Origin of the sequence: Azohydromonas aeria (genome assembly GCF_009760915.1) — a bacterium.
Taxonomy (GTDB): domain Bacteria; phylum Pseudomonadota; class Gammaproteobacteria; order Burkholderiales; family Burkholderiaceae_C; genus Azohydromonas; species Azohydromonas aeria.
This window is the reverse complement of sequence record NZ_VIDQ01000026.1, coordinates 13,712-33,344: the sequence shown is the minus strand read 5'-3', so window position 1 is coordinate 33,344 and position 19,633 is coordinate 13,712. Positions and strand designations below refer to the sequence as shown.

At 70.5% G+C, this 19,633-nt stretch carries 25 protein-coding genes and 1 pseudogene; 7 read left to right on the top strand and 19 right to left on the bottom strand.

The annotated features are described in order from the left end of the window. Positions 1-32 precede the first annotated feature (32 nt). The 13 genes from tatC to argB form a co-directional block, all read right to left on the bottom strand. A complete protein-coding gene (gene tatC / locus FJ694_RS16535) occupies positions 33-836 on the bottom strand; it encodes a twin-arginine translocase subunit TatC (protein ID WP_157268344.1) in 804 nt (267 codons plus the stop codon). After that, positions 833-1,321, bottom strand: a complete 489-nt coding sequence (gene tatB, locus FJ694_RS16530; protein ID WP_157268343.1) for a Sec-independent protein translocase protein TatB — start codon at positions 1,319-1,321, stop codon at positions 833-835. Before tatB ends, tatC begins: the two co-directional genes overlap by 4 nt. A 106-nt stretch (positions 1,322-1,427) precedes the next feature. Beyond that, positions 1,428-1,661 (bottom strand): Sec-independent protein translocase subunit TatA, encoded by a 234-nt coding sequence (gene tatA / locus FJ694_RS16525; protein WP_157268342.1) that lies wholly within the window; start codon positions 1,659-1,661, stop codon positions 1,428-1,430. A 107-nt stretch (positions 1,662-1,768) separates the two neighbouring features. After that, the gene (locus tag FJ694_RS16520) at positions 1,769-2,116 is read right to left on the bottom strand and encodes a histidine triad nucleotide-binding protein (RefSeq protein WP_157268341.1); all 348 of its coding nucleotides are present in this window, start codon (positions 2,114-2,116) and stop codon (positions 1,769-1,771) included. A gap of 28 nt (positions 2,117-2,144) precedes the next feature. Beyond that, positions 2,145-2,543, bottom strand: a complete 399-nt coding sequence (locus tag FJ694_RS16515; RefSeq protein ID WP_157268340.1) for a DUF4870 family protein — start codon at positions 2,541-2,543, stop codon at positions 2,145-2,147. Positions 2,544-2,585: 42 nt separating this feature from the next. Beyond that, entirely contained in the window at positions 2,586-2,942 is a 357-nt protein-coding gene (locus tag FJ694_RS16510; protein ID WP_157268339.1) for a phosphoribosyl-ATP diphosphatase, read from the bottom strand. After that, positions 2,939-3,328, bottom strand: a complete 390-nt coding sequence (gene hisI / locus FJ694_RS16505; RefSeq protein WP_157268338.1) for a phosphoribosyl-AMP cyclohydrolase — start codon at positions 3,326-3,328, stop codon at positions 2,939-2,941. The genes FJ694_RS16510 and hisI overlap by 4 nt, the downstream gene beginning before the upstream one ends. Positions 3,329-3,341: 13 nt before the next feature. Then, complete coding sequence (locus FJ694_RS16500) at positions 3,342-3,839, bottom strand: NUDIX domain-containing protein (protein WP_157268337.1); 498 nt, start codon at positions 3,837-3,839, stop codon at positions 3,342-3,344. Beyond that, positions 3,832-4,770, bottom strand: a complete 939-nt coding sequence (locus FJ694_RS16495) for an ATP-binding protein (RefSeq protein ID WP_157268336.1) — start codon at positions 4,768-4,770, stop codon at positions 3,832-3,834. The genes FJ694_RS16500 and FJ694_RS16495 overlap by 8 nt, the downstream gene beginning before the upstream one ends. A gap of 145 nt (positions 4,771-4,915) precedes the next feature. Then, a complete protein-coding gene (gene pdeM, locus FJ694_RS16490; protein WP_157268335.1) occupies positions 4,916-5,584 on the bottom strand; it encodes a ligase-associated DNA damage response endonuclease PdeM in 669 nt (222 codons plus the stop codon). Positions 5,585-5,605: 21 nt separating this feature from the next. Further along, positions 5,606-6,238: a nucleoid occlusion factor SlmA gene (gene slmA, locus FJ694_RS16485; RefSeq protein ID WP_157268334.1), complete on the bottom strand. Its 633-nt coding sequence runs from the start codon at positions 6,236-6,238 to the stop codon at positions 5,606-5,608. 134 nt (positions 6,239-6,372) lie between these two features. Beyond that, entirely contained in the window at positions 6,373-7,062 is a 690-nt protein-coding gene (locus FJ694_RS16480; RefSeq protein WP_157268333.1) for a pyrimidine 5'-nucleotidase, read from the bottom strand. Then, positions 7,062-7,973 (bottom strand): acetylglutamate kinase, encoded by a 912-nt coding sequence (gene argB / locus FJ694_RS16475; protein ID WP_157268332.1) that lies wholly within the window; start codon positions 7,971-7,973, stop codon positions 7,062-7,064. The genes FJ694_RS16480 and argB overlap by 1 nt, the downstream gene beginning before the upstream one ends. Before the next feature lie 237 nt (positions 7,974-8,210). Here argB and FJ694_RS16470 point away from each other — a divergent pair, with 237 nt between their 5' ends. Then, a complete protein-coding gene (locus FJ694_RS16470; RefSeq protein WP_157268331.1) occupies positions 8,211-8,732 on the top strand; it encodes a DUF411 domain-containing protein in 522 nt (173 codons plus the stop codon). A 58-nt stretch (positions 8,733-8,790) separates the two neighbouring features. Beyond that, positions 8,791-9,837, top strand: coding sequence for a CDF family Co(II)/Ni(II) efflux transporter DmeF (gene dmeF, locus FJ694_RS16465; RefSeq protein ID WP_157268330.1), 1,047 nt, complete (start codon positions 8,791-8,793; stop codon positions 9,835-9,837). A gap of 89 nt (positions 9,838-9,926) precedes the next feature. On the opposite strand, the gene FJ694_RS16460 is transcribed toward dmeF, so the two are convergent. From FJ694_RS16460 to FJ694_RS16440, 5 genes are all read right to left on the bottom strand, one after another. Beyond that, a complete protein-coding gene (locus FJ694_RS16460) occupies positions 9,927-10,361 on the bottom strand; it encodes a hypothetical protein (RefSeq protein ID WP_157268329.1) in 435 nt (144 codons plus the stop codon). A 193-nt stretch (positions 10,362-10,554) separates the two neighbouring features. Then, positions 10,555-10,920 (bottom strand): HepT-like ribonuclease domain-containing protein, encoded by a 366-nt coding sequence (locus FJ694_RS16455; RefSeq protein WP_157268328.1) that lies wholly within the window; start codon positions 10,918-10,920, stop codon positions 10,555-10,557. Further along, entirely contained in the window at positions 10,901-11,218 is a 318-nt protein-coding gene (locus FJ694_RS16450) for a nucleotidyltransferase family protein (RefSeq protein WP_157268327.1), read from the bottom strand. The genes FJ694_RS16455 and FJ694_RS16450 overlap by 20 nt, the downstream gene beginning before the upstream one ends. 54 nt (positions 11,219-11,272) lie before the next feature. Next, complete coding sequence (locus FJ694_RS16445) at positions 11,273-12,769, bottom strand: carboxypeptidase M32 (RefSeq protein WP_157268326.1); 1,497 nt, start codon at positions 12,767-12,769, stop codon at positions 11,273-11,275. Beyond that, positions 12,766-13,848 carry a GlxA family transcriptional regulator gene (locus FJ694_RS16440; RefSeq protein ID WP_157268325.1) on the bottom strand — a complete coding sequence of 361 codons (1,083 nt, stop codon included), beginning with the start codon at positions 13,846-13,848 and terminating at the stop codon, positions 12,766-12,768. Before FJ694_RS16440 ends, FJ694_RS16445 begins: the two co-directional genes overlap by 4 nt. Before the next feature lie 133 nt (positions 13,849-13,981). Between FJ694_RS16440 and FJ694_RS16435 the strand changes: the two genes are divergently transcribed. Then, the gene (locus FJ694_RS16435; protein ID WP_157268324.1) at positions 13,982-15,316 is read left to right on the top strand and encodes a tetratricopeptide repeat protein; all 1,335 of its coding nucleotides are present in this window, start codon (positions 13,982-13,984) and stop codon (positions 15,314-15,316) included. On the opposite strand, the gene FJ694_RS16430 is transcribed toward FJ694_RS16435, so the two are convergent. Continuing rightward, positions 15,306-15,788 carry a YqaA family protein gene (locus FJ694_RS16430; RefSeq protein ID WP_157268323.1) on the bottom strand — a complete coding sequence of 161 codons (483 nt, stop codon included), beginning with the start codon at positions 15,786-15,788 and terminating at the stop codon, positions 15,306-15,308. The genes FJ694_RS16435 and FJ694_RS16430 overlap by 11 nt on opposite strands. Before the next feature lie 174 nt (positions 15,789-15,962). Here FJ694_RS16430 and dusB point away from each other — a divergent pair, with 174 nt between their 5' ends. The 4 genes and pseudogenes from dusB to ruvC all read left to right on the top strand — a co-directional run bounded on the left by dusB (position 15,963) and on the right by ruvC (position 19,617). Next, positions 15,963-16,997 carry a tRNA dihydrouridine synthase DusB gene (gene dusB / locus FJ694_RS16425; protein WP_157268322.1) on the top strand — a complete coding sequence of 345 codons (1,035 nt, stop codon included), beginning with the start codon at positions 15,963-15,965 and terminating at the stop codon, positions 16,995-16,997. Further along, a pseudogene (locus FJ694_RS16420) lies at positions 16,994-17,224 on the top strand (Fis family transcriptional regulator); the annotation flags it as partial. The gene dusB and the pseudogene FJ694_RS16420, both read left to right, overlap by 4 nt. A 157-nt stretch (positions 17,225-17,381) precedes the next feature. Beyond that, positions 17,382-18,971 (top strand): bifunctional phosphoribosylaminoimidazolecarboxamide formyltransferase/IMP cyclohydrolase, encoded by a 1,590-nt coding sequence (purH, locus tag FJ694_RS16415; protein ID WP_157268320.1) that lies wholly within the window; start codon positions 17,382-17,384, stop codon positions 18,969-18,971. A 94-nt stretch (positions 18,972-19,065) separates the two neighbouring features. Beyond that, a complete protein-coding gene (gene ruvC / locus FJ694_RS16410; protein ID WP_157268319.1) occupies positions 19,066-19,617 on the top strand; it encodes a crossover junction endodeoxyribonuclease RuvC in 552 nt (183 codons plus the stop codon). The last annotated feature ends 16 nt before the right edge of the window (positions 19,618-19,633 follow it).

Here is a 19,633-nt window from a genome sequence, read left to right as displayed (position 1 = left end):
GGGGCCGCCTTTTCGTTGGGGAGTGCACCGCTTCAGGCTGCCTTGTCGCTGCCGTTGCCGGCTTCCTCCTCGTCGGGCGCCTTGGTGGCCTTGATGAACAGCTTCGCCGCCCATATCCCCAGCTCGTAGAGCAGGCACATCGGCACCGCCAGCGCCAGCTGCGACACCACGTCCGGCGGCGTCACGATGGCGGCGATGACGAAGGCCAGCACGATGAAGTAGCCGCGCCAGGCCCTGAGCTGATCCAGGCTCACCACGCCCACGCGCGCCAGCACCACCACCGCCACCGGCACCTCGAAGGCCACGCCGAAGGCCAGGAACATGGTCAGCACGAAGCTGAGGTAGGCCTCGATGTCCGGCGCCGCGGTGATGCTCTTGGGCGCGAAGCTCTGGATGAACTTGAACAGCTGCCCGAACACGAAGAAGTAGCAGAACGCCACCCCGATGGCGAACAGCACCGTGCTGGCCAGCACCAGCGGCAGCACCAGCCGCTTTTCGTGCGAGTACAGGCCCGGCGCCACGAAGGCCCAGACCTGGTAGAGCACCACCGGCAGCGCGATCAGGAACGCCGCCATCATCGTGATCTTGAGCGGCACCAGGAACGGCGAGATGACGCTGGTGGCGATCAGCGTCGCGCCCTCCGGCAGGTTGGCCACCAGCGGCTGGGCCAGCAGGTCGTACAGCGCGCCGGGGCCCGGATAGAGGGCCAGCACGCCGAAGACGATGCCCACGGCCAGCAGCGCCTTGATCAGGCGGTCGCGCAGCTCGACCAGGTGTTCGACGAACGGCTGCTCGGTGCCTTCCAGTTCGTCCTTGTTGGGGCTCGGGCTGCTCATGAGGACGCACGCGGCGGGCGAAAGCGCGCCACCCGTGCCGCGCCCGACTGCGCGCGCGTGCGCACGCCGTTGCGCTGCTTGTACCACTGCGGCATGGCGCCACGCTTGAGCCGCCAGTTCTTGCGCGGATGCTGGTACTGCGGCGGCGGGGGCTCGTAGCTGGAACCGGTATCGCCGGCGCCGCCTTCCAGGCCCGTGGTGGCCTGCTTCCAGCTCTGCTCCAGGTCACGCGTGGTGTCGTGCAGTTCCTGGCTCACGTTCTGTTCGACGTTGCGCGCCGCATCCTCGAACTGCGTCTTCATCTTCTTGAGTTCATCGAGCTCGATGGAGCGGTTGACCTCGGCCTTGACGTCGGCCACGTAGCGCTGCGCCTTGCCCACGAGGTGGCCCAGCGTGCGCGCGACCTTCGGCAGCTTCTCCGGGCCGATGACGATCAGCGCCACCGCGCCGATGAGCGCCAGCTTGTCGATTCCAAGATCAATCATCCGGCTGAAAACAGTATGCGGCGCCGCGGCGCCGCAGGGGGACAAAGAAGAAGCGCGGCCGGCGCCCCGCGCCAGGCACGGGAGCCGCGGCCGCGCCGCCCGGGGCTCAAGACTTGGTCTTGGCCTCGACGTCCACCGTGTTGGGGTCGGTGGACTTGTTGATCGTCACCTGCTGCGGAGGCGCGGGCGTCTCCGAATCCATCGCGCCCTTCATGCCGTCTTTGAAACCCTTGACCGCGCCGCCGAGGTCGCCGCCCAAATTCTTGAGCTTCTTGGTGCCAAAGATCAGCACCACCACCAGCAGCACGATCAGCCAATGCCAGATGCTGAAAGAACCCATGTCCGGAACTCCTTGTTCAATCCCGAGATTCTAGGCGGCGGCGCATGCCTGCCCCGCCCGCCCGGGCTTGCCTGAAATCACGCTTGCGTGCAGTTGGAGCCGCCGGCTCAGCCCTTGTTCCACGGCCTGGGGCCGCCGATGAAGTGGATGTGCAGGTGCGGTACCTCCTGCCCGCCGTCGGCGCCGGTGTTGACGATGGTGCGGAAGCCGTTGGTCACGCCCTGCTCGCGCATGAGCCGCGGGCCCAGCGCCATCATCCTGCCCAGCAGCGGCGCGTGCTCCGGCCCGACCTCGACCATCGACGCGATGTGCGCCTTGGGCACCAGCAGCAGGTGCACCGGCGCCCAGGGCTGGATGTCGTGGAAGGCCAGGATCTCCTCGTCCTCGTAGGCCTTCTTCGACGGGATCTGTCCCGCGGCGATCTTGCAGAAGATGCAGTTCGGATCGGTGCTCATGGTCGGCGTGTCGCTTCGTTTGTTGTCTTCAGTCGGGCATGGGCCGGCGCTCGTTGAGGGCGAGCCAGCCACGCACCACGCGGTAGAGGAACCAGATGGAAATGACGCCCCAGGCCACCCAGCCCGGCGCCAGGAACAGCAGCCACAGCGGCGACGTCAACAGGTACAGCCCCGCGGCCCACAGCACGCTGCGGATGCGCCAGCGAAAGTGCGACTGCTGCCAGGTGCCCGCCGCGTCGTCCTTCTTCACCAGGTCCAGGATGAAGGCCGCCACCAGCAGCAGCACGCTGGGCTGGAAGGCCGGCAGCACCGCGCCCACGGCCACGATGGCGTGCAGCGCGTAGCTGATCTGGCCCACGGTGCGCAGGTGCCGGTCGCGCTCCCAGTCGGGCACGGTCTGCGGTGAAAGCTCCGGCGGCAGCGCCATGGCGGATCTCCTGTGAATGGATGAAAGAGACCCGGCGCCGTGTCAGCCCGGGCGGCTGGCGAACTCCTCCAGCCCCGACAGCCCCTCGCGCCGCGCCAGCTCGGCCAGCACGTCCGACGGACGCAGCCCGAACTGCGCCAGCGCCACCAGGCTGTGGAACCACAGGTCCGCCACCTCGTAGATCACCTTGTCGCGGGCGCCGTCCTTGGCCGCCATCACGACCTCGACCGCCTCCTCGCCCACCTTCTTCAGCACCGCGTCCAGGCCCTTGGCCGAGAGCTTGGCGACGTAGCTCTTGGCCGGGTCGCCGCCGTTGGCCGGCAGCCGCGACTCGATCACCTCGGCCAGCCGCGCCAGCACCGCGTCGTTGAAGGGGCTTTGCTGTTGTTCTTCGCTCATTTGTAGATGCGCTCCGGGTCCTTGAGCACCGGGTCCACGGCGCTCCAGGCGCCGTCTTCCAGGCGCCGGTAGAAGCAGGAATGGCGCCCGGTGTGGCAGGCGATGCCGGGCTCGTGCCCGCGCTGCGTCACCTTCAGCAGCACCACGTCGGCGTCGCAGTCCAGGCGGATCTCGTGCACCTGCTGCACGTGGCCCGATTCCTCCCCCTTGTGCCACAGCCGCTGCCGCGAGCGGCTCCAGTACACCGCCTCGCCGCGCTCCAGGGTCAGCGCCAGGGACTCGCGGTTCATCCACGCCACCATCAGCACGTCGCCGCTGCCGGCCTCCTGCGCGATCGCCGGCACCAGGCCGTCGCGATCCCACTTCACTTCGTCCAGCCAATCCATCGTTTCAGTGTACTCAGTCGGTATGGGTCGGCCCGGCGTGGCCGCGCTCCTGCGCGAACCAGCGCAGCACCGGGATGGTGCCCGGCAGTACCGGCCGCACCTGCACCGGCAGCGTCTGCCACGCCATCTGCTGCGCCTCGCGCATCTCGAACTCGCCGCGCCAGGCAAACACCTTGCAAAAGTGCAGCCGCACCAGCGCGTGCGGGTAATCAAAGATTTCCTCGTGCCAGCGCCGCACCGAGCCCACGTCGATGTCGATGCCCAGCTCCTCGTGGAGTTCCCGGCGCAGCGCCTCCTCCACCGTCTCGCCGGCTTCGAGCTTGCCGCCCGGAAACTCCCAGTGCCCGGCGTAGACCTTGCCTTCGGGCCGGCTCGTGAGCAGGAAGCGCCCCTCGCTGCCCGCGGCGTCGCGCTCGATGAGCACGCCCACGGCCACGTCCACCGGCGTGCGCCCGTTCAGCGCCGCGCCCTGCACGACGGCCTGGCCGCCGGCATTCGCCGCCTCAGACATGGTCCAGCCCCTGCGGCGCGTCGTCGTCGCCGGCGGCCGGCGCCGGTGCCGGCGCGGCCGCGTCGCCCTCATGCGAGCGCCCGGCCCAGTCGCGCGCGAACTGGTAGGCGACCCGGCCCGAGCGCGAGCCGCGCTCCAGCGCCCAGACCAGGGAGGCCTTCTGCGCGGCCGGGATCTGGTCTTCGGGCACCTCCAGGTTGCGCAGCCATTGCGCCACGATCGCCTGGTACTCGCCCTGGCTGAACGGGTAGAAGCTGACCCACAGCCCGAAGCGCTCGGAGAGGGAAATCTTTTCCTCCACCACCTCGCCCGGATGCACCTCGCCGTCGGCGGTGTGCTTGTAGGTCAGGTTCTCCTTCATGTACTCGGGCAGCAGGTGGCGGCGGTTGCTGGTGGCGTAGATCAGCACGTTGTCGCTGGCCTGCGCCACGGAGCCGTCCAGGATCGACTTCAGCGCCTTGTAGCCCGGCTCGCCCTCGTCGAAGCTCAGGTCGTCGCAATAGACGATGAAGCGCTCGGGGCGCGTGGCGATCAGCTCGACCAAGTCGGGCAGGTCCACCATGTCGGCCTTGTCCACCTCGATCAGCCGCAAGCCCTGCGGCGACAGCTCGTTGAGGCAGGCCTTCACCAGGGAGCTCTTGCCCGTGCCGCGCGCGCCGGTGAGCAGCGCGTTGTTGGCGGGCTTGCCGGCCACGAACTGCATCGTGTTGCGCAGCAGCCGCTCCTTTTGCGGCTCGACTTCCTTGAGATCCGACAGCCGGATCGTCGCCACGTGCCGCACCGGCTCCAGCACCCCCGCGCCGCGGCGGCGGCGGTAGCGGAACGCCACCGAGGCGTCCCAGTCCGGCGCGCCCAGCGGCTGCGGCAGCACGGCCTCCAGGCGGTTCAGCAGCGCCTCGGCGCGCGCGATCAGGGTGTCGAGGTTGGACATGGCGAACGGGTCGTGAAACGGAGTTGAAAGCGGGTCTGAAAGCGGTTTCCCCGGGAGGGCTGCGCAGTGTAGCCAGCGCTCGCCGGCCGCCTTCGGCGCGCCGGGCAAGGCGCAGCAAGGCCGCGGCCCGCTCCGGTGGCGCCGCCTACACCCGCCGCACCACTTCCCCCGCCACCGCGAACACCGCGTCGCCGCGCGCGGGCCGCACCGGGTGCATGCCGGTGAAGGCACCAAAGGCCGGCAGCACGCCGACCTTCGGCCCGAAATGGAAGCACGGCAGCCGCAGCCGCTCGAAGCCGCGGCCCACCGTCACGCACGGGTGCAGGTGCCCGGCCAGCGCGTACGCGCCGGGCACGGCGCGCGGGTGGTGGCACAGCGCCAGGCCGCCCAGGCGCAGCGGCTCGTCCACCACCTCGATGGCCAGTGACAGCGGCGGGTCGCCGGCCCGGTCGTCGTGGTTGCCGCGCACCAGCGTGATGGCCAGGTCGGTGTGCGCCGCGCGCCAGGCGGCCAGCGCCGCCAGCGTGTCCGGCGCGTCGTGCGCATGCGCCGAGTGCAGGAAGTCGCCCAGCACCAGCAGCCGCCGCGCGCCGTGGCGCTCAATCAATGTTGAAAGGACTTCCAGGTTGCGCGCCGTGGTGCCCTGCGGCACCGGCACGCCCAGCTGCCGGAACGCGGCGGCCTTGCCGAAATGCGCGTCGGCCACCAGCAGCGCCTGCCGCGCCGGCCACCACAGCGCGCGCTCGGCCAGCGGCATCAACCGCTCGCCGCCGCGCTCGATGCCTTCTTCGATGCTTCCTTCACCGCCACTCATCGCGGCAGCAGTGTGCGTCCCTCAGCGCAGCACCAGCGCCAGCGCGGCTTCCAGGTGCTCGGTGGGCGCGCGGTTGAAGCCCGAGCGCGCGAAGCGCTGCAGCCGCCCCAGCGCGAAGGCGCACAGCAGCGAGGCCTGCACCTGCGCGTCGGCCGCGGCGCCGGGCGCGCCTGATTGGCGCAGGCTCTGGCGCAATTGACTTTCCAGCCGCTCGAAGAACTGGTTCATGCGGGCGTTGAGCCGCTCGTCCTCGTAGGCCAGCGCGTCGCCGGCCATCAGCCGCGCCATGCCCGGGTTGCGCTCGGCGAACTGCAGCACCACCGCCAGCGAGCGCCGCGCCTGCGGCAGGCCGGCGCTCTCGCGCTCCGCGACCTGGTTCAGCAATGTGAAAACGCTGGTCTCGATGAACTCGATCAGCGCCTCCAGCATCTGCGCCTTGCTCACGAAGTGGCGGTACAGCGCCGCCTCGCTGATCTCCAGCCGCGCCGCCAGCGCCGCGGTGGTGATGCGCTCGCTGCCGGGCTGCTCCAGCATGGCGGCCAGCGCCTGCAGGATCTGCGTGCGCCGCTCGCCCGGGCGCGGACGCGGCTTGCGCGCCACCAGGGCCAGGGGAAGGCGGTCGCCCGCGATGGCGGCTGGACTCGGTTCCGACATGGTGGCGATCCCCCGACAAGTGGTGATCGGGCCATTCTGTGCAGCCCGGCGCCGGCCGGGCCGTCCGGGAAATCCATCGGAACAACGGGTTGCCGAGGCGGCGCCGCAGGTTTACGGCGCCGCGCGGTGTGGTTTCAGCGACACAGCGCCGACAGCCGCCGCACGCGCCTGTCCACGTAGGGCGGGCGTGCCGAGCACGGCGCGCCGGCGCGGTGCAGCCAGCGCTGCATCCACACCGTGCGCATGCCGATGCGCCGCGCGCCCTTCTGGTGTTCCAGCGTGTCCTCCACCAGCGCGCAGTGCCGTGGCGCCACGCCCAGGCGCACGCAGACGCGGCGCAGCATGCGCGTGTCCGGCTTGGGCCGCCACTGGCCGAAGACGCGCATGTCCTCGATGCTGAGCACGCCGTCGAACAGGTCGCGCAGGCCCAGCGCGCCCAGCACCCGCAGCGCGTAGGCGCGCGGCGCGTTGGTCAGGATGTACTTGCGGCCCCGCAGCCGCCGCAGCGCCGCCGCGTCGTGCGCGTGCTTGCGCAGCCGCTCTTCCAGCCCGGGCAGCTGATGCGTGTCGTGCAGGAAATGCGCGGGCTTCACGGCGTGGTGCCGGATCAGCCCCAGCAGCGTCGCGCCGTAGCGCTGCCAGTAGCGCCGGCGCAGCGCGTCGGCCTCCGCGTGCGTGAGGGCGAGCTCGCGCGCGATGTAGTCCGTCATGGCCGGGCTGAGCACGCCGAACACCGCCGCCGAGGCGTCGTGCAGCGTGTTGTCCAGGTCGAACAGCCAGACCCGCGGCGCGGCGCGCGGCGCCGCGCCCGACCTGGCCGCCATCAATGCGAGCGGATCATGGTGCCGTAGGCCTGGTCGGTCAGGATCTCCAGCAGCATGGCGTGCGGCACGCGCCCGTCGATGATGTGCACGGCATGCACGCCGTTCTTGGCGGCGTCCAGCGCCGAGGCGATCTTGGGCAGCATGCCGCCGGAGATGGTGCCGTCGGCGAAGAGCTCGTCGATGCGCCTGGCGGTGAGGTCGGTCAGCAGCTGGCCCTGCTTGTCGAGCACGCCCTTGATGTTGGTCAGCAGGACGAGCTTCTCGGCGCGCAGCACCTCGGCGAGCTTGCCGGCGACCAGGTCAGCGTTGATGTTGTAGGACTCGTTGTCCTTGCCGAAGCCGATGGGGCTGATGACGGGGATGAACTGGTCGTCCTGCAGCGCCTTGACCACGCTGGGGTCGATGCTCTCGATCTCGCCGACCTGGCCCACGTCGTGCAGCTTCTCGGGGTCGTTGAGGTCCACCATCTTGAGCTTGCGCGCGCGGATCATCCCGCCGTCGCGCCCGGTCAGGCCCACGGCCTTGCCGCCGGCGGCGTTGATCAGGCCGACGATGTCCTGCTGCACCTGGCCGGCCAGCACCCACTCGACGACCTCCATGGTCTCCTCGTCGGTGACGCGCATGCCCTGAATGAACTGGCCCTTCTTGCCCACGCGCGTGAGCGCCTCGTCGATCTGCGGGCCGCCGCCGTGCACCACCACCGGGTTCAGGCCGACGAGCTTCAGCAGCACCACGTCCTCGGCGAAGTCCTGCTGCAGCGCCGGGTCCGTCATGGCGTTGCCGCCGTACTTGATGACGATGGTCTTGCCGTGGAACTGGCGGATGTAGGGCAGCGCCTGCGCCAGGATCTCGGCCTTCTCGCGCGGGGCGACGTGCGACAGGTCGGGGGTGCTCGGGTCGGAAGTGCTCATGGGGGTTCGGTCCTGGATGCTGGGTCCGCAGAGACAAGGAAGAAGCGCCGCCGGGGCGCCGTCGGGCGGCGCGCATTGTAGGTGGGGAACTTCCGGCCCCCGACCGAGGTCTTGACTGCGGGTGCTGCACGCGTTCGCCGCGCTGCGGCAAGCTTCGCGCCCGTGCTGCGGCGCAAGCCCGGCGGCCTTGAAAAACGTCAAGGACGCCGCGGCACCCCCTCCCCCACACTGGCCTCCATGAAGCACCTCGCCGCTCCCGCCGACACCGTCCACGCCGCCCGCCGCCGCTTCCTGCACGGCAGCGGTTTCCTCCTGCTGGCTGCCGCCTGCGCCAGCCGCGGCGCGCGCGCCGCCACGCCCGCTGCGGCCGCGACGCCGGTGCAGGTCTGGAAATCGCCCACCTGCGGCTGCTGCAAGGACTGGGTGGCGCACATGCAGGGCGCCGGCTTCGAGCTGCGCGTGACCGAGGTGCCCGACCCCGGCGTGCAGCGCACGAAGCTGGGGCTGGACGCGAAGTTCGCCTCCTGCCACACCGCCGTGGTCGAGGGCTACGTGCTGGAGGGCCACGTGCCCGCCGCCGACGTGCGCCGCCTGCTGCGCGAGCGCCCGGCCGACGCGCTGGCGCTGACCGTGCCGGGCATGGTGGTGGGCTCGCCCGGCATGGACGGCCCCGAGTACGGCGGCCGCCGCGACCGCTTCGACGTGCTGCTGGTCCGGCGCGACGGCAGCAGCCGCGTCTGGGCCACGCACAACGCCTGAGACGCCGCTCCAAGCCGCCGCTGCCGGCGGGGTCAGTGCGCCCGCCTACGATGGCGGAATGTCCCGGCAGCACACCCACGACCTCTCCCCGTTCCACCACAGCCACGACTGGCAGGACGCCGGCGCCGAGAGCCGATCCCGCGCCCTGCTGGCGGTGACGGTGCTGACCCTGGCCACCATGGCCGCCGAGCTGATCGCCGGCGCCTGGAGCGGGTCGCTGGCGCTGCTGGCCGACGGCTGGCACATGGGCACGCACGCCCTGGCACTGGGCGGCGCGCTGCTGGCCGCGCGGCTGGCGCAGCGCGCGCACCGCAACGAGCGCTACGCCTTCGGCGGCTGGAAGATCGAGGTGCTGGCCGCCTACACCAGCGGGCTGCTGCTGCTGGCCGTGTCGGCCTGGCTGGTGGTGGACGGCATCAGCACCCTGCTCCATCCGCACCCCATCGCCTACGGCGAGGCCATGGCCGTGGCCGTGCTGGGCCTGCTGGTGAACCTGGGCAGCGCCTGGCTGCTGCACCGCGGCGCGCACGGCGGGCATGGCCACGATCACGACCACGAGCACCACGGCCACGAGCACGAACACCACGGCCATGACCACCATGGCCACGCCCACTCCCACGGGCACTCGCACGGACACGGCCATGCACACGGCCACGGCCACGGCCACGGCCACCACGACCACAACTTCAACGCCGCCTACCTGCACGTGCTGGCCGACGCGGTGACCTCGGTGCTGGCGATCGCGGCGCTGGCCGGCGGGCTGCTCTACGGCTGGCGCTGGCTGGACCCGCTGGTGGCGCTGCTGGGCGCGGCCGTCATCTCGCGCTGGGCGGTCGGGGTGCTGAAGGTGTCGGCGCACGCCCTGGTGGACGCCACCGCCAGCACCGAACTGCGCACCCAGGTGCGCCAGTCCATCGAAAGCGACGGCGACGCGAAACTGGCCGACCTGCACGTGTGGCAGGTGGGGCCGGATGCGTGGTCGGTGGTGGCGTCGGTGGTGGCCGACGCGCCGCTGGCGCCGGCGGTATACCGGGCGCGGCTGGAGCATCTGCAGTCACTGCGGCACGTGACGGTGGAGGTGCACCGGTGCCGGGGCGCGGCTTGAATCACTGGTTCGATCATTACCACCGGCAATGAAATGGGCCCAGCGGCCGACGCCATCAGCCGCTGGGCCCATGGATCACGAACAAGAGATCAGGCCTGCGCCGCCATCCAGCTCTCCCCTGCCATCAGTGCCGCCTCGTGCGCCGCATAGAAGGCTTCCTGGGAATCCTTGAGCTCGTAATTCAGCGGGAACAATTCCTCGCCCACCGCCTGGTGGTCTTCGAGCATGCGCAGCCGCCAGGCCACGCCGGTGTTGACGCACTTGAAATCGATCTCGTAGCTGAGCCGGCTTTCCCGCAGCAGGACCGGGCCATGGCTGGCGCGGGCCGCGGCCACGGCATTCATGTGCGCTTCGCGCTGAAAATTGAAACCTTCGGCGTCGTCGGGTTTCACGACGATCTCGGGCCCGTGCTTCGATACCGACACCACCCGCCACAGCGGGCCGGGAATCTCCTCGACGATGAAGACGCGCCCGCCGTGCTCGACGTGCAGTTGCTCTTCCAGGCTCAGGTCGATGGCGAACATCCTTGCCAACCTTCCGTTTTGCCGGTTCGGCTGCGAACCGGGTTCATGACGCAAACAAACTGGCTGCCGGCGGAAAATGCAGGAACCCTCAAGGCCCCTGCACACCCACCGCGCAGCACCACCCAGCGTCATTGGAAAGCAGGCCGCTGAAAAGATGGTTTCAGGTTTGTGAAATGTTTTATTACACCCGCACTCACTCAGGAGCCTTGGCCGCAGCACCATTATTTTCATCGAGAATGCGCTCGACTTGCATTCTCAGTGTGGGGATCTTGTTGATGACCACATCCCAGATCAACTCATGGTCAACGCCGAAATAGGCATGAATCAGACGATCTCTCATGCGGGCCATGGCACGCCACTCTATTTCCGAATGACGAGACCGCCATTCATCCGGAATTTTTTTTGAGGCTTCCCCGATGATTTCCAGACTGCGAACGAATGCACGTTGCAGCGTAAGGTCGGCAAGAAAGGAATCCCGATCCGTTTTCGAGCTTTGAGCATCAAGGTACGCCGCCTCGATGAGAATATGGCGCAAGTATTCAAGCGGCTCGAAGGACATCCGCGGCCTCCGAGAGAATGTGCGGCCCGATGTACGGACTCAACGCCTCGGTGGTGACCGCTTCCACCGGGTGTCCCAACAGGTCTTCCAGGAAATCGGTCAGCGCCATGAACCGGTCAAAGGATTTTTGTCCGGGCCCAAATTCCACGAGCAGGTCCACGTCGCTCCCGGGCCGGGCCTCGCCGCGGGCCACGGAGCCGAACAGGGCCAACCGGGACACACCGAATCCGCGAATTCGAGGTTCCGCCTGACGCAACAGCGCCATCACCTGCGCACGATCGGGAGCTTGCGAATTCATTTCAGGCCCATTCTGAGAATCTGAAAATGTAGTATTCAGAAATCAATTCCATGATCATTCACCCAGATACCTCGACTCCAGATGCCGCCTCAAATGCACGGTATCCAGCGCCCCGCCGCTGGCGCGCTGCGTCAACTCGGCGGTGGTCCAGCGGCTGGCCGATTGCCAGATGTTTTCGCGCAGCCAGTCGAATATCGGCGTGAAATTGCCCTGGGCAATGTCCTCGTCCAGCGCCGGCCGCGCCCGGCGCATCGCCGCGAACCACTGCGCCGCGTACATCGCGCCCAGGGTGTAGCAAGGAAAATAGCCGAAACTGCCGTCGGTCCAGTGGATGTCCTGCATCGGGCCGTCGCGGTAATTGCCGCGCGTATCGACGCCCAGGAGTTTCATCATCTGCTCGTCCCACAGCGCCGGGATGTCGGCGACCTCGATGTCGCCCTCGATCAGCGCGCGCTCGATGCCCCAGCGCAGCAGCACGTGCGCCGGGTAGGTCAATTCGTCGGCATCGACGCGGATGAAACCCGGCTTCACGCGCGTGAGCAGCCGCTGCAGGTTTTCCGTTTCGAATGCCGGCTGGTCGCCGAAGGTTTCCACCAGCAGCGGCGCCAATTGGGCGACGAATCCCGGGTGCTGGCCCAGCTGCATTTCGAAACTCAGGCTCTGGCTTTCGTGGATCGCCATCGAGCGCGCCTGCGCCATGGGCTGGCCCAGCCACGGGCGCGGCAGGTTCTGCTCGTAGCGGCCGTGACCGGTCTCGTGGATCGTGCCCATCAGGCTGGTGATGAACTCGTCCTCGCGGTAGCGCGTGGTCAGCCGCACGTCCTCGGGCACGCCGCCGGAGAACGGGTGGGCGCTCACGTCCAGCCGCCCGGCCTCGAAGTCGAAGCCCAGGCGCCGCATCACCCGCTCGCACAGCGCGCGCTGCGCGCCGATGTCGAAGGGCCCTTGCGGCTCGATCACGTCCTCGCGCGACTGCTTCTCGCGCACCTGCGTGACGAGGCCCGGCAGCCACGACGCCAGGTCGCCGAACAGCCGCTCCAGCTCGGCGTTGCTCATGCCCGGCTCGTAGCGCTGCAGCATCGCGTCGTAACGCGAGCAGCCGAAGTGCTGCGACAGCAGCTCGGCCTCCTGGCGCGCGAGGCTCACGACTTCGCGCAGGTTCTCGGCGAAGCCGGGCCAGTCGTTGGCCGGGCGCTGGCGGCGCCAGGCGTGCTCGCAGCGCGAGCCGGCGATCTGCTTCGCCTCCACCAGCGCCGCGGGCAGCGCGGTCGCCATCTCGAACTCGCGCCGCGTCTCGCGCAGGTTGGCCTGCTGGTCGTCGTCCAGCGGCTCCTGCGCGGCGCGCCCGATCAGGTCGCGCCGCGCCGGTTCGCAGCGCTGGCCGTGGATCAGCACGCCCAGCTCGGCCAGCGCCGCGGCGCGCGCCTCGCTGCCCTTGGGCGGCATCACGGCGGCCTGGTCCCAGTAGGCGATGGACTGCAGGTGCTCCAGGCGGTGGATGCGCCGGTTGGCGGCGGCGAGGTCGTCGTAGGCGGGGGTCTTGGTGTTCATGGCGCCAGGGTATCGAAGTGGCGGGACGGAGCCGCCAGGCGGGGCGAGCCCTGTAAATCGTGCAGCCGGCGCGAGAGCTGGCCGAAGCGGCGCCGGTACTGCGCCGGCGTCAGGCCGACGTGGCGGCGGAACAGCCGGCCGAAGAAGCCGGCGTCCTGGTAGCCCACCTCCTGCGCCACCGCCTCCACCGGCGCGTCGCCGGACTCCAGCATCTGCTTGGCCTCCTCCAGCCGCAGCGTGTGCACGTACTCCAGCGGCGTCATGCCGGTGGCCTGCGTGAAGCGGCGCTTGAAGGTGCGCTCGGCCAGGCCCGAGAGCGCCACCATCTGCGCCACCGGTGACTCGCTCGGGTAGTGCTGCGCCGCCCAGGCCTGGCAGCGCGCCACCAGCGGGTCGGCCGCGCGTCCGCCGTGCGTGAGCGAGGCGTAGGCCGTGGCCGCCGTCTCGGCCGGGTCCATCAGGTAGATGCGCGCCACCTGCATGGCCTCCTGCGGGCCGGCGAAGCGCGCGATCAGCGCCAGCGCCAGCAGGTGCCAGGCCACGCCGCTGCCGGCCATCAGCAGCCGCTCGCCCGCCGTCACCAGGCCGCGCTCGGGGTGCCAGCGCGTGCGCGGGTGCAGCCGCCGCAGCGCGTCGCAGTAGGCCCAGTGCGAGGTGGCGTCCAGGCCGTCGAGCAGCCCGGTGCAGGCCAGCAGCACCGCGCCGGAGCAGGCGCTGCACACCAGCGCGCCGCGGCCGTGCGCCTCGCGCACCCAGCGCACCTCCTCGGCGTAGCGATCGGCGATCGGCTCGCCCGGCGCCACCACCAGGTCGGTGATGCACAGCACCTGCGGCGCCGGGCACTCGGCCAGCGTCGCGTCGGGCGTGATGCGCACGCCGTTGGCCGCCGTGAAGGTGTCCCGGCCGCGGCCCACCAGCAGCGGCCGGAACGGGGAGGCGACCAGCGGCTGCCCGTGCAGCAGGCTCCAGTCGCGCCGGGTGCTGGCCAGGCAGTCGAGGAAGCCGTACAGCGTCGAGGCGGTGCTGTCGGGCGTGGCCAGCAGGGCCACGGTGATCGGCGAAGCGGCGGATTCGGCCATGGCAGAAACGTCCGTTTTCTTGCACGAATGGCTGCGGTGTCCGGGAGCCTCCCGGCCCACAGTGGCGCCTCGCGATTGTGTGCCCGCCCCGGGCGCACGGTACGCGCAGTCTGAAACCACAGGAGACGACGCCATGACCACGCTGCACGACGCCGCCGGCCACGCCCTCACCGGCGCCACCCCCGCCGCCCTGGATGCCTTCGAGCAGGCCGCGCACGAGCTGCGCTGCCTCGCCGGCGACCCGGCCGCCAGCATCGACCGCGCGCTGGAAGCCGCGCCGGACATGCCCATGGCGCACGCCTTCAAGGCCTGGCTGTTCCTGCTCGGCACCGAGCCCGAGGGCCTGCCCGTGGCCCGCGCCGCCGTGGCAGCGGGCACGGCGCTGCCGGCCAACGATCGCGAGCGCGCCCACCTGCATGCCGCCGGGTTGCTGGCGCAGGGGCGCTGGTTCGAGGCCGCCCGCGCGCTGGAGGACTTGTCCCTGCAATACCCGCGCGACGCGCTGGCGCTGCAGGCCGGGCACCAGGTGGACTTCTTCACCGGCGACTCGCGCATGCTGCGCGACCGCATCGCCCGCGCCCTGCCCGCCTGGGACGCGGCCACGCCCGGCTTCCACGCCGTGCTGGGCATGCACGCCTTCGGGCTGGAGGAGACCGGCGACTACACCCAGGCCGAGGCGCAGGGAAGGCGCGCCGTGGCGCTGGAGCCGCGCGACAGCTGGGCCTGGCACGCCGTGGCGCACACGCTGGAGATGCGCAACCAGCCGGCCGACGGCATCGCCTGGCTGGAGCCCAACGCCGCGAGCTGGGCGCCAGGGAGCTTCCTGGGCGTGCACAACTGGTGGCACCTGGCCCTCTTCCACCTGGAGCTGGACCACCACGACGAGGTGCTGCGGCTCTACGACGAGGCCATCGCCGGCTCGGGGCTGCCGCAGCTGCTGGACCTGATCGACGCCAGCGCCATGCTGTGGCGGCTGCAGCTGCGTGGCCTGGACGTGGGCGCGCGCTGGCAGCCGCTGGCCGAGCGCTGGGCGCCGCTGGTGCGCGAGAGCCGCTACGCCTTCAACGATTTACACGCCATGTTGGCGTTCACGGGCGCCGGCCGCGTGGACGAGCAGCAGCGGCTGCTGCAGGCGCAGGCTGCTGCGCTGGAGGCGGGCGACGACAACGCGGGCTTCATCCGCGAGGTCGGCGGCGCGGCGACGCGGGCCGTGATGGCCTTCGGCGACGGCGACCACGCGCGCTGCGTGGCGCTGCTGCGCCCGATCCGCCACCGCGCGCACCGCTTCGGCGGCAGCCATGCGCAGCGCGACCTGCTGGACCTGACGCTGATCGAGGCCGCGCTGCGTGCCGGCGACCGGGCCCTGGCGCGGGGCCTGGCCGTCGAGCGCGCGGCGCTGCGGCCACGAAGCCTGCTGGCGCAACGGTTGGTGGCGCGCAGCACGCCCACCGGCGCGGTCAGGGCGTGAACCGCCCCGGAAACCACCACAGCAGCGCCGCCGTCATCACCAGGTAGCGGCCGAACTTGCCGATGGCCATGTAGAGCATGCAGGGCCAGAACGGCAGCTTGAGCCAGCCGGCCACGGCGCACAGCGGGTCGCCCACGATGGGCAGCCAGCTCAGCAGGCAGGCCTTGGGGCCGAAGCGCTCCAGCCAGCCCAGCACCCGGTGCTCGGTGGGCTTGTGGCGCGCGTGCTCGACCACGATCTCCGCGCCGTAGCCCATCCACCAGCTGATGGCCCCGCCCAGCGTGTTGCCGGCGGTGGCCACCAGCACCGCGGGCCAGAACAGCGTTGGATCGAGCTTGACCAGCCCGAACACCGCGGGCTCCGAGCCCATGGGCAGCAGCGTGGCCGACACCAGCGCCACGACGAACACCGTGCTCAGCCCGAACTCGGGCAAGGCCAGGGCGGCCAAAAGGGACTGCATCCACGCTTCCATCGGCCCATCTTATGGGCTGCGCCCGGCCCAGCCCCGGGACGGGCCCGGGACTCCCGCGCACGGCCGCGCTCCACGTCACGCCCGATGCCGGGCACGGCTGCCGCCCGGGCGGGCGCGCCCGGCGCCGCCGCTATACTCCTGCCTCCTTTTTCAGCACCTCCCCCCCGCCTGACCATGAGACTCGGAGCGCTCACGCTGCCGAATACGCTGTTCGTCGCCCCCATGGCGGGTGTGACGGACCGCCCTTTTCGCCAGCTGTGCAAGCGGCTGGGGGCGGGCTACGCGGTCTCGGAGATGGTCACCTCCAAGCGGGAGCTGTGGAACTCGCTCAAGACCTCGCGCCGCGCCGACCATGCCGGCGAGGTCGAGCCCATCGCGGTGCAGATCGCCGGCGTCGATCCGGCCGAGATGGCCGAGGCCGCGCGCTACAACATCGACCGCGGCGCGCAGGTCATCGACATCAACATGGGCTGCCCGGCCAAGAAAGTCTGCAACGTCTGGGCCGGCTCCGCGCTGATGCAGGACGAGCCGCTGGCCATTGCCATCGTCGAGGCGGTGGTCGCGGCCTGCGCCCCGCTGGGCGTGCCCGTGACGCTGAAGATGCGCACCGGCTGGTGCGCCGCCGAGAAGAACGCGCTGCGGCTGGCGCGCGCGGCCGAAGCTGCGGGCATCGCCATGCTCACCGTGCACGGCCGCACCCGCGAGCAGGGCTACAAGGGCCAGGCCGAGTACGACACCGTCGCCGCGGTCAAGGCGGCACTGAACATCCCCGTGGTCGCCAACGGCGACATCGACTCGCCGCAGAAGGCGAAGCAGGTGCTGGACTACACGAAGGCCGACGCGCTGATGATCGGCCGCGCCGCGCAGGGCCGACCGTGGATCTTCCGCGAGGTGGCGCACTTCCTCGCCACCGGCGAGCTGCTGGCGCCGCCGACGGTGGCCGAGGCGCGCGGCTGGCTGCTGGAGCACCTGCAGGACCACTACGGCCTCTACGGCGAGTACAGCGGCGTGCGCAGCGCGCGCAAGCACATCGGCTGGGCCGTGCGCGCCCTGCCCGGCGGCGAGGACTTCCGCGCCCGCATGAATCTCATCGAGAGCTGCGAAACGCAGCTCCAGGCCGTGGGCGAGTGGTTCGACGCGCTCGCCCAGCGCCACGAGCGCCTGCCGCTGGCGGCGGCCAACGAAGAAACACTCGAACTCACCGCATGAGCAAGCAACAGATCGAGGCCTGCGTGCGCGAGAGCCTGGAGGAATATTTCCGGGACCTCGACGGCGCTCAGCCCCACTCCGTCCACGAGATGATCATCACCATCGTCGAGAAGCCGCTGCTGGAGGTGGTGATGCAGCACGCCGCCGGCAACCAGAGCAAGGCCGCCGAATGGCTGGGCATCAACCGCAACACCCTGCGGCGCAAGCTCGTCGAGCACAAGCTGCTCGGCGGCAACGGCGCCGTGGCCGCCGGTTCCGACGCCGTCCCGGCCCCGTCCACGACCCTCTCCGGCTGAGTCCCCGGCCGAGCCCGGCGCCGCGCGGCGCGCCGGCGCGGCGCCCCGCCACCGACACCGTCACCAGATTCACAACGACCTCCCGCCCATGACCACCGCACTGATTTCCGTCTCCGACAAGACCGGCATCGTCGAATTCGCGCAGCAGCTCAACACCCTGGGCGTGAAGCTGCTGTCCACCGGCGGCACCGCCAGGCTGCTGGCCGACGCCGGCCTGCCCGTCACCGAGGTGGCCGAGGTCACGGGCTTCCCCGAGATGCTCGACGGCCGCGTCAAGACGCTGCACCCGCGCGTGCACGGCGGCCTGCTGGCCCGGCGCGACGTGCCGGCGCACATGGCCGCACTCCAGGAGCACGGCATCGACACCATCGAGCTGCTGGTCGTGAACCTGTACCCGTTCGAGGCCACCGTGGCCAAGCCCGGCTGCACGCTGGAGGACGCGATCGAGAACATCGACATCGGCGGCCCGGCCATGGTGCGCTCCGCGGCCAAGAACTGGAACGACGTGGCCGTGCTCACCGACGCCAGCCAGTACGCGCAAGTGCTCGCCGAGCTCAAGGCCGACGGCAAGGTCAGCCGCGCCACGCGCTTCAAGCTGTCCGTGGACGCCTTCAACCGCATCTCGCAGTACGACGGCGCCATCAGCGACTACCTGTCCTCGCTGACCCTGGGCGAGGAAGGCCAGCAGCCCGTGCAGAGCCCGTTCCCGGGCCAGAGCAACGGCCGCTTCGTCAAGATCCAGGACCTGCGCTACGGCGAGAACTCGCACCAGCAGGCCGCCTTCTACCGCGACCTGCATCCCGCGCCCGGCTCGCTGGCCACTGCGAAGCAGCTGCAGGGCAAGGAGCTGTCCTACAACAACATCGCCGACGCCGACGCGGCCTGGGAGTGCGTCAAGTCCTTCGACGTGCCGGCCTGCGTCATCGTCAAGCACGCCAACCCCTGCGGCGTGGCCGTGGGCGCGTCGCCCGCCGAGGCCTACGGCAAGGCCTTCAAGACCGACCCGACCTCGGCCTTCGGCGGCATCATCGCCTTCAACCGCCCCCTGGACAAAGCCGGCGCGGAGCTGGTGGCCAGGCAGTTCGTGGAAGTGCTGATCGCCCCGGGCTTCACCGACGAGGCCCGCGCCGTGTTCGCCAGCAAGGCCAATGCGCGGCTGCTGCACATCGACCTGCCCCCGGGCGGCGCCACGGCCTGGGAACAGGGCCTGAACCTGATGGACGCCAAGCGCGTGGGCAGCGGGCTGCTGCTGCAGACCGCCGACAACCGCGATTTCGACCCGGCCGACCTCAAGGTCGTCACGAAGCTGCAGCCCTCTGAAGCGCAGATGCAGGACCTGCTCTTCGCCTGGAAGGTGGCCAAGTTCGTCAAGAGCAACGCCATCGTCTTCTGCGGCGGCGGCATGACGCTGGGCGTGGGCGCGGGCCAGATGAGCCGCATCGACAGCGCGCGCATCGCCAGCATCAAGGCTGAGAACGCGAGCCTCACGCTGCAGGGCTCGGCCGTGGCCAGCGACGCCTTCTTCCCGTTCCGCGACGGCCTGGACGTGGTGGTGGACGCCGGCGCGGCCTGCGTGATCCAGCCCGGCGGCAGCGTGCGTGACGACGAGGTGATCGCCGCGGCCGACGAGCGCGGCATCGCCATGGTGTTCACCGGCACGCGCCACTTCCGCCACTGATAGGCTGACAGCCACGCCGCCGCGCCGGGCCCCAGGCGGCCCCGGGCGGCGGCGTTTTCACGTCCCCTTCTTCCTCTTCCATTTACCTGACCTCATGCGCATCCTCGGCATCGACCCCGGCCTGCAGACCACGGGCTTCGGCGTCATCGAGGCCGACGGGCCGCACCTGAGCTATGTCGCCAGCGGCACCATCCGCACCAAGGACGCCGCGCGCGGCGACCTGCCCGGGCGGCTGAAGATCATCTTCGAAGGGGTCCAGGAGGTTCAGGCCCGCTACGTGCCGACCTGCGCGGCCGTGGAGATCGTGTTCGTCAACGTCAACCCGCAGAGCACGCTGCTGCTGGGCCAGGCGCGCGGCGCGGCGCTGGCGGCGCTGGTGGCGGGCGGCCTGCCGGTGTCGGAGTACACCGCGCTGCAGATGAAGAAGGCCATCGTCGGCAGCGGCCACGCGCGCAAGGAGCAGGTGCAGCACATGGTGATGCGGCTGCTGGCGCTGCCCGCGCCGCCGGGGCCCGACGCCGCCGACGCGCTGGGCATCGCCATCGCGCACGCGCACGCCGGCACCTCGCTGGCCGCCATGGCCACGGCGGCCGGCGCGCTGGAGCGGCGCCAGCACGCGATGTACCGCAAGGGGCGGGCGTACTGAGGCGCGGCACCCGGCG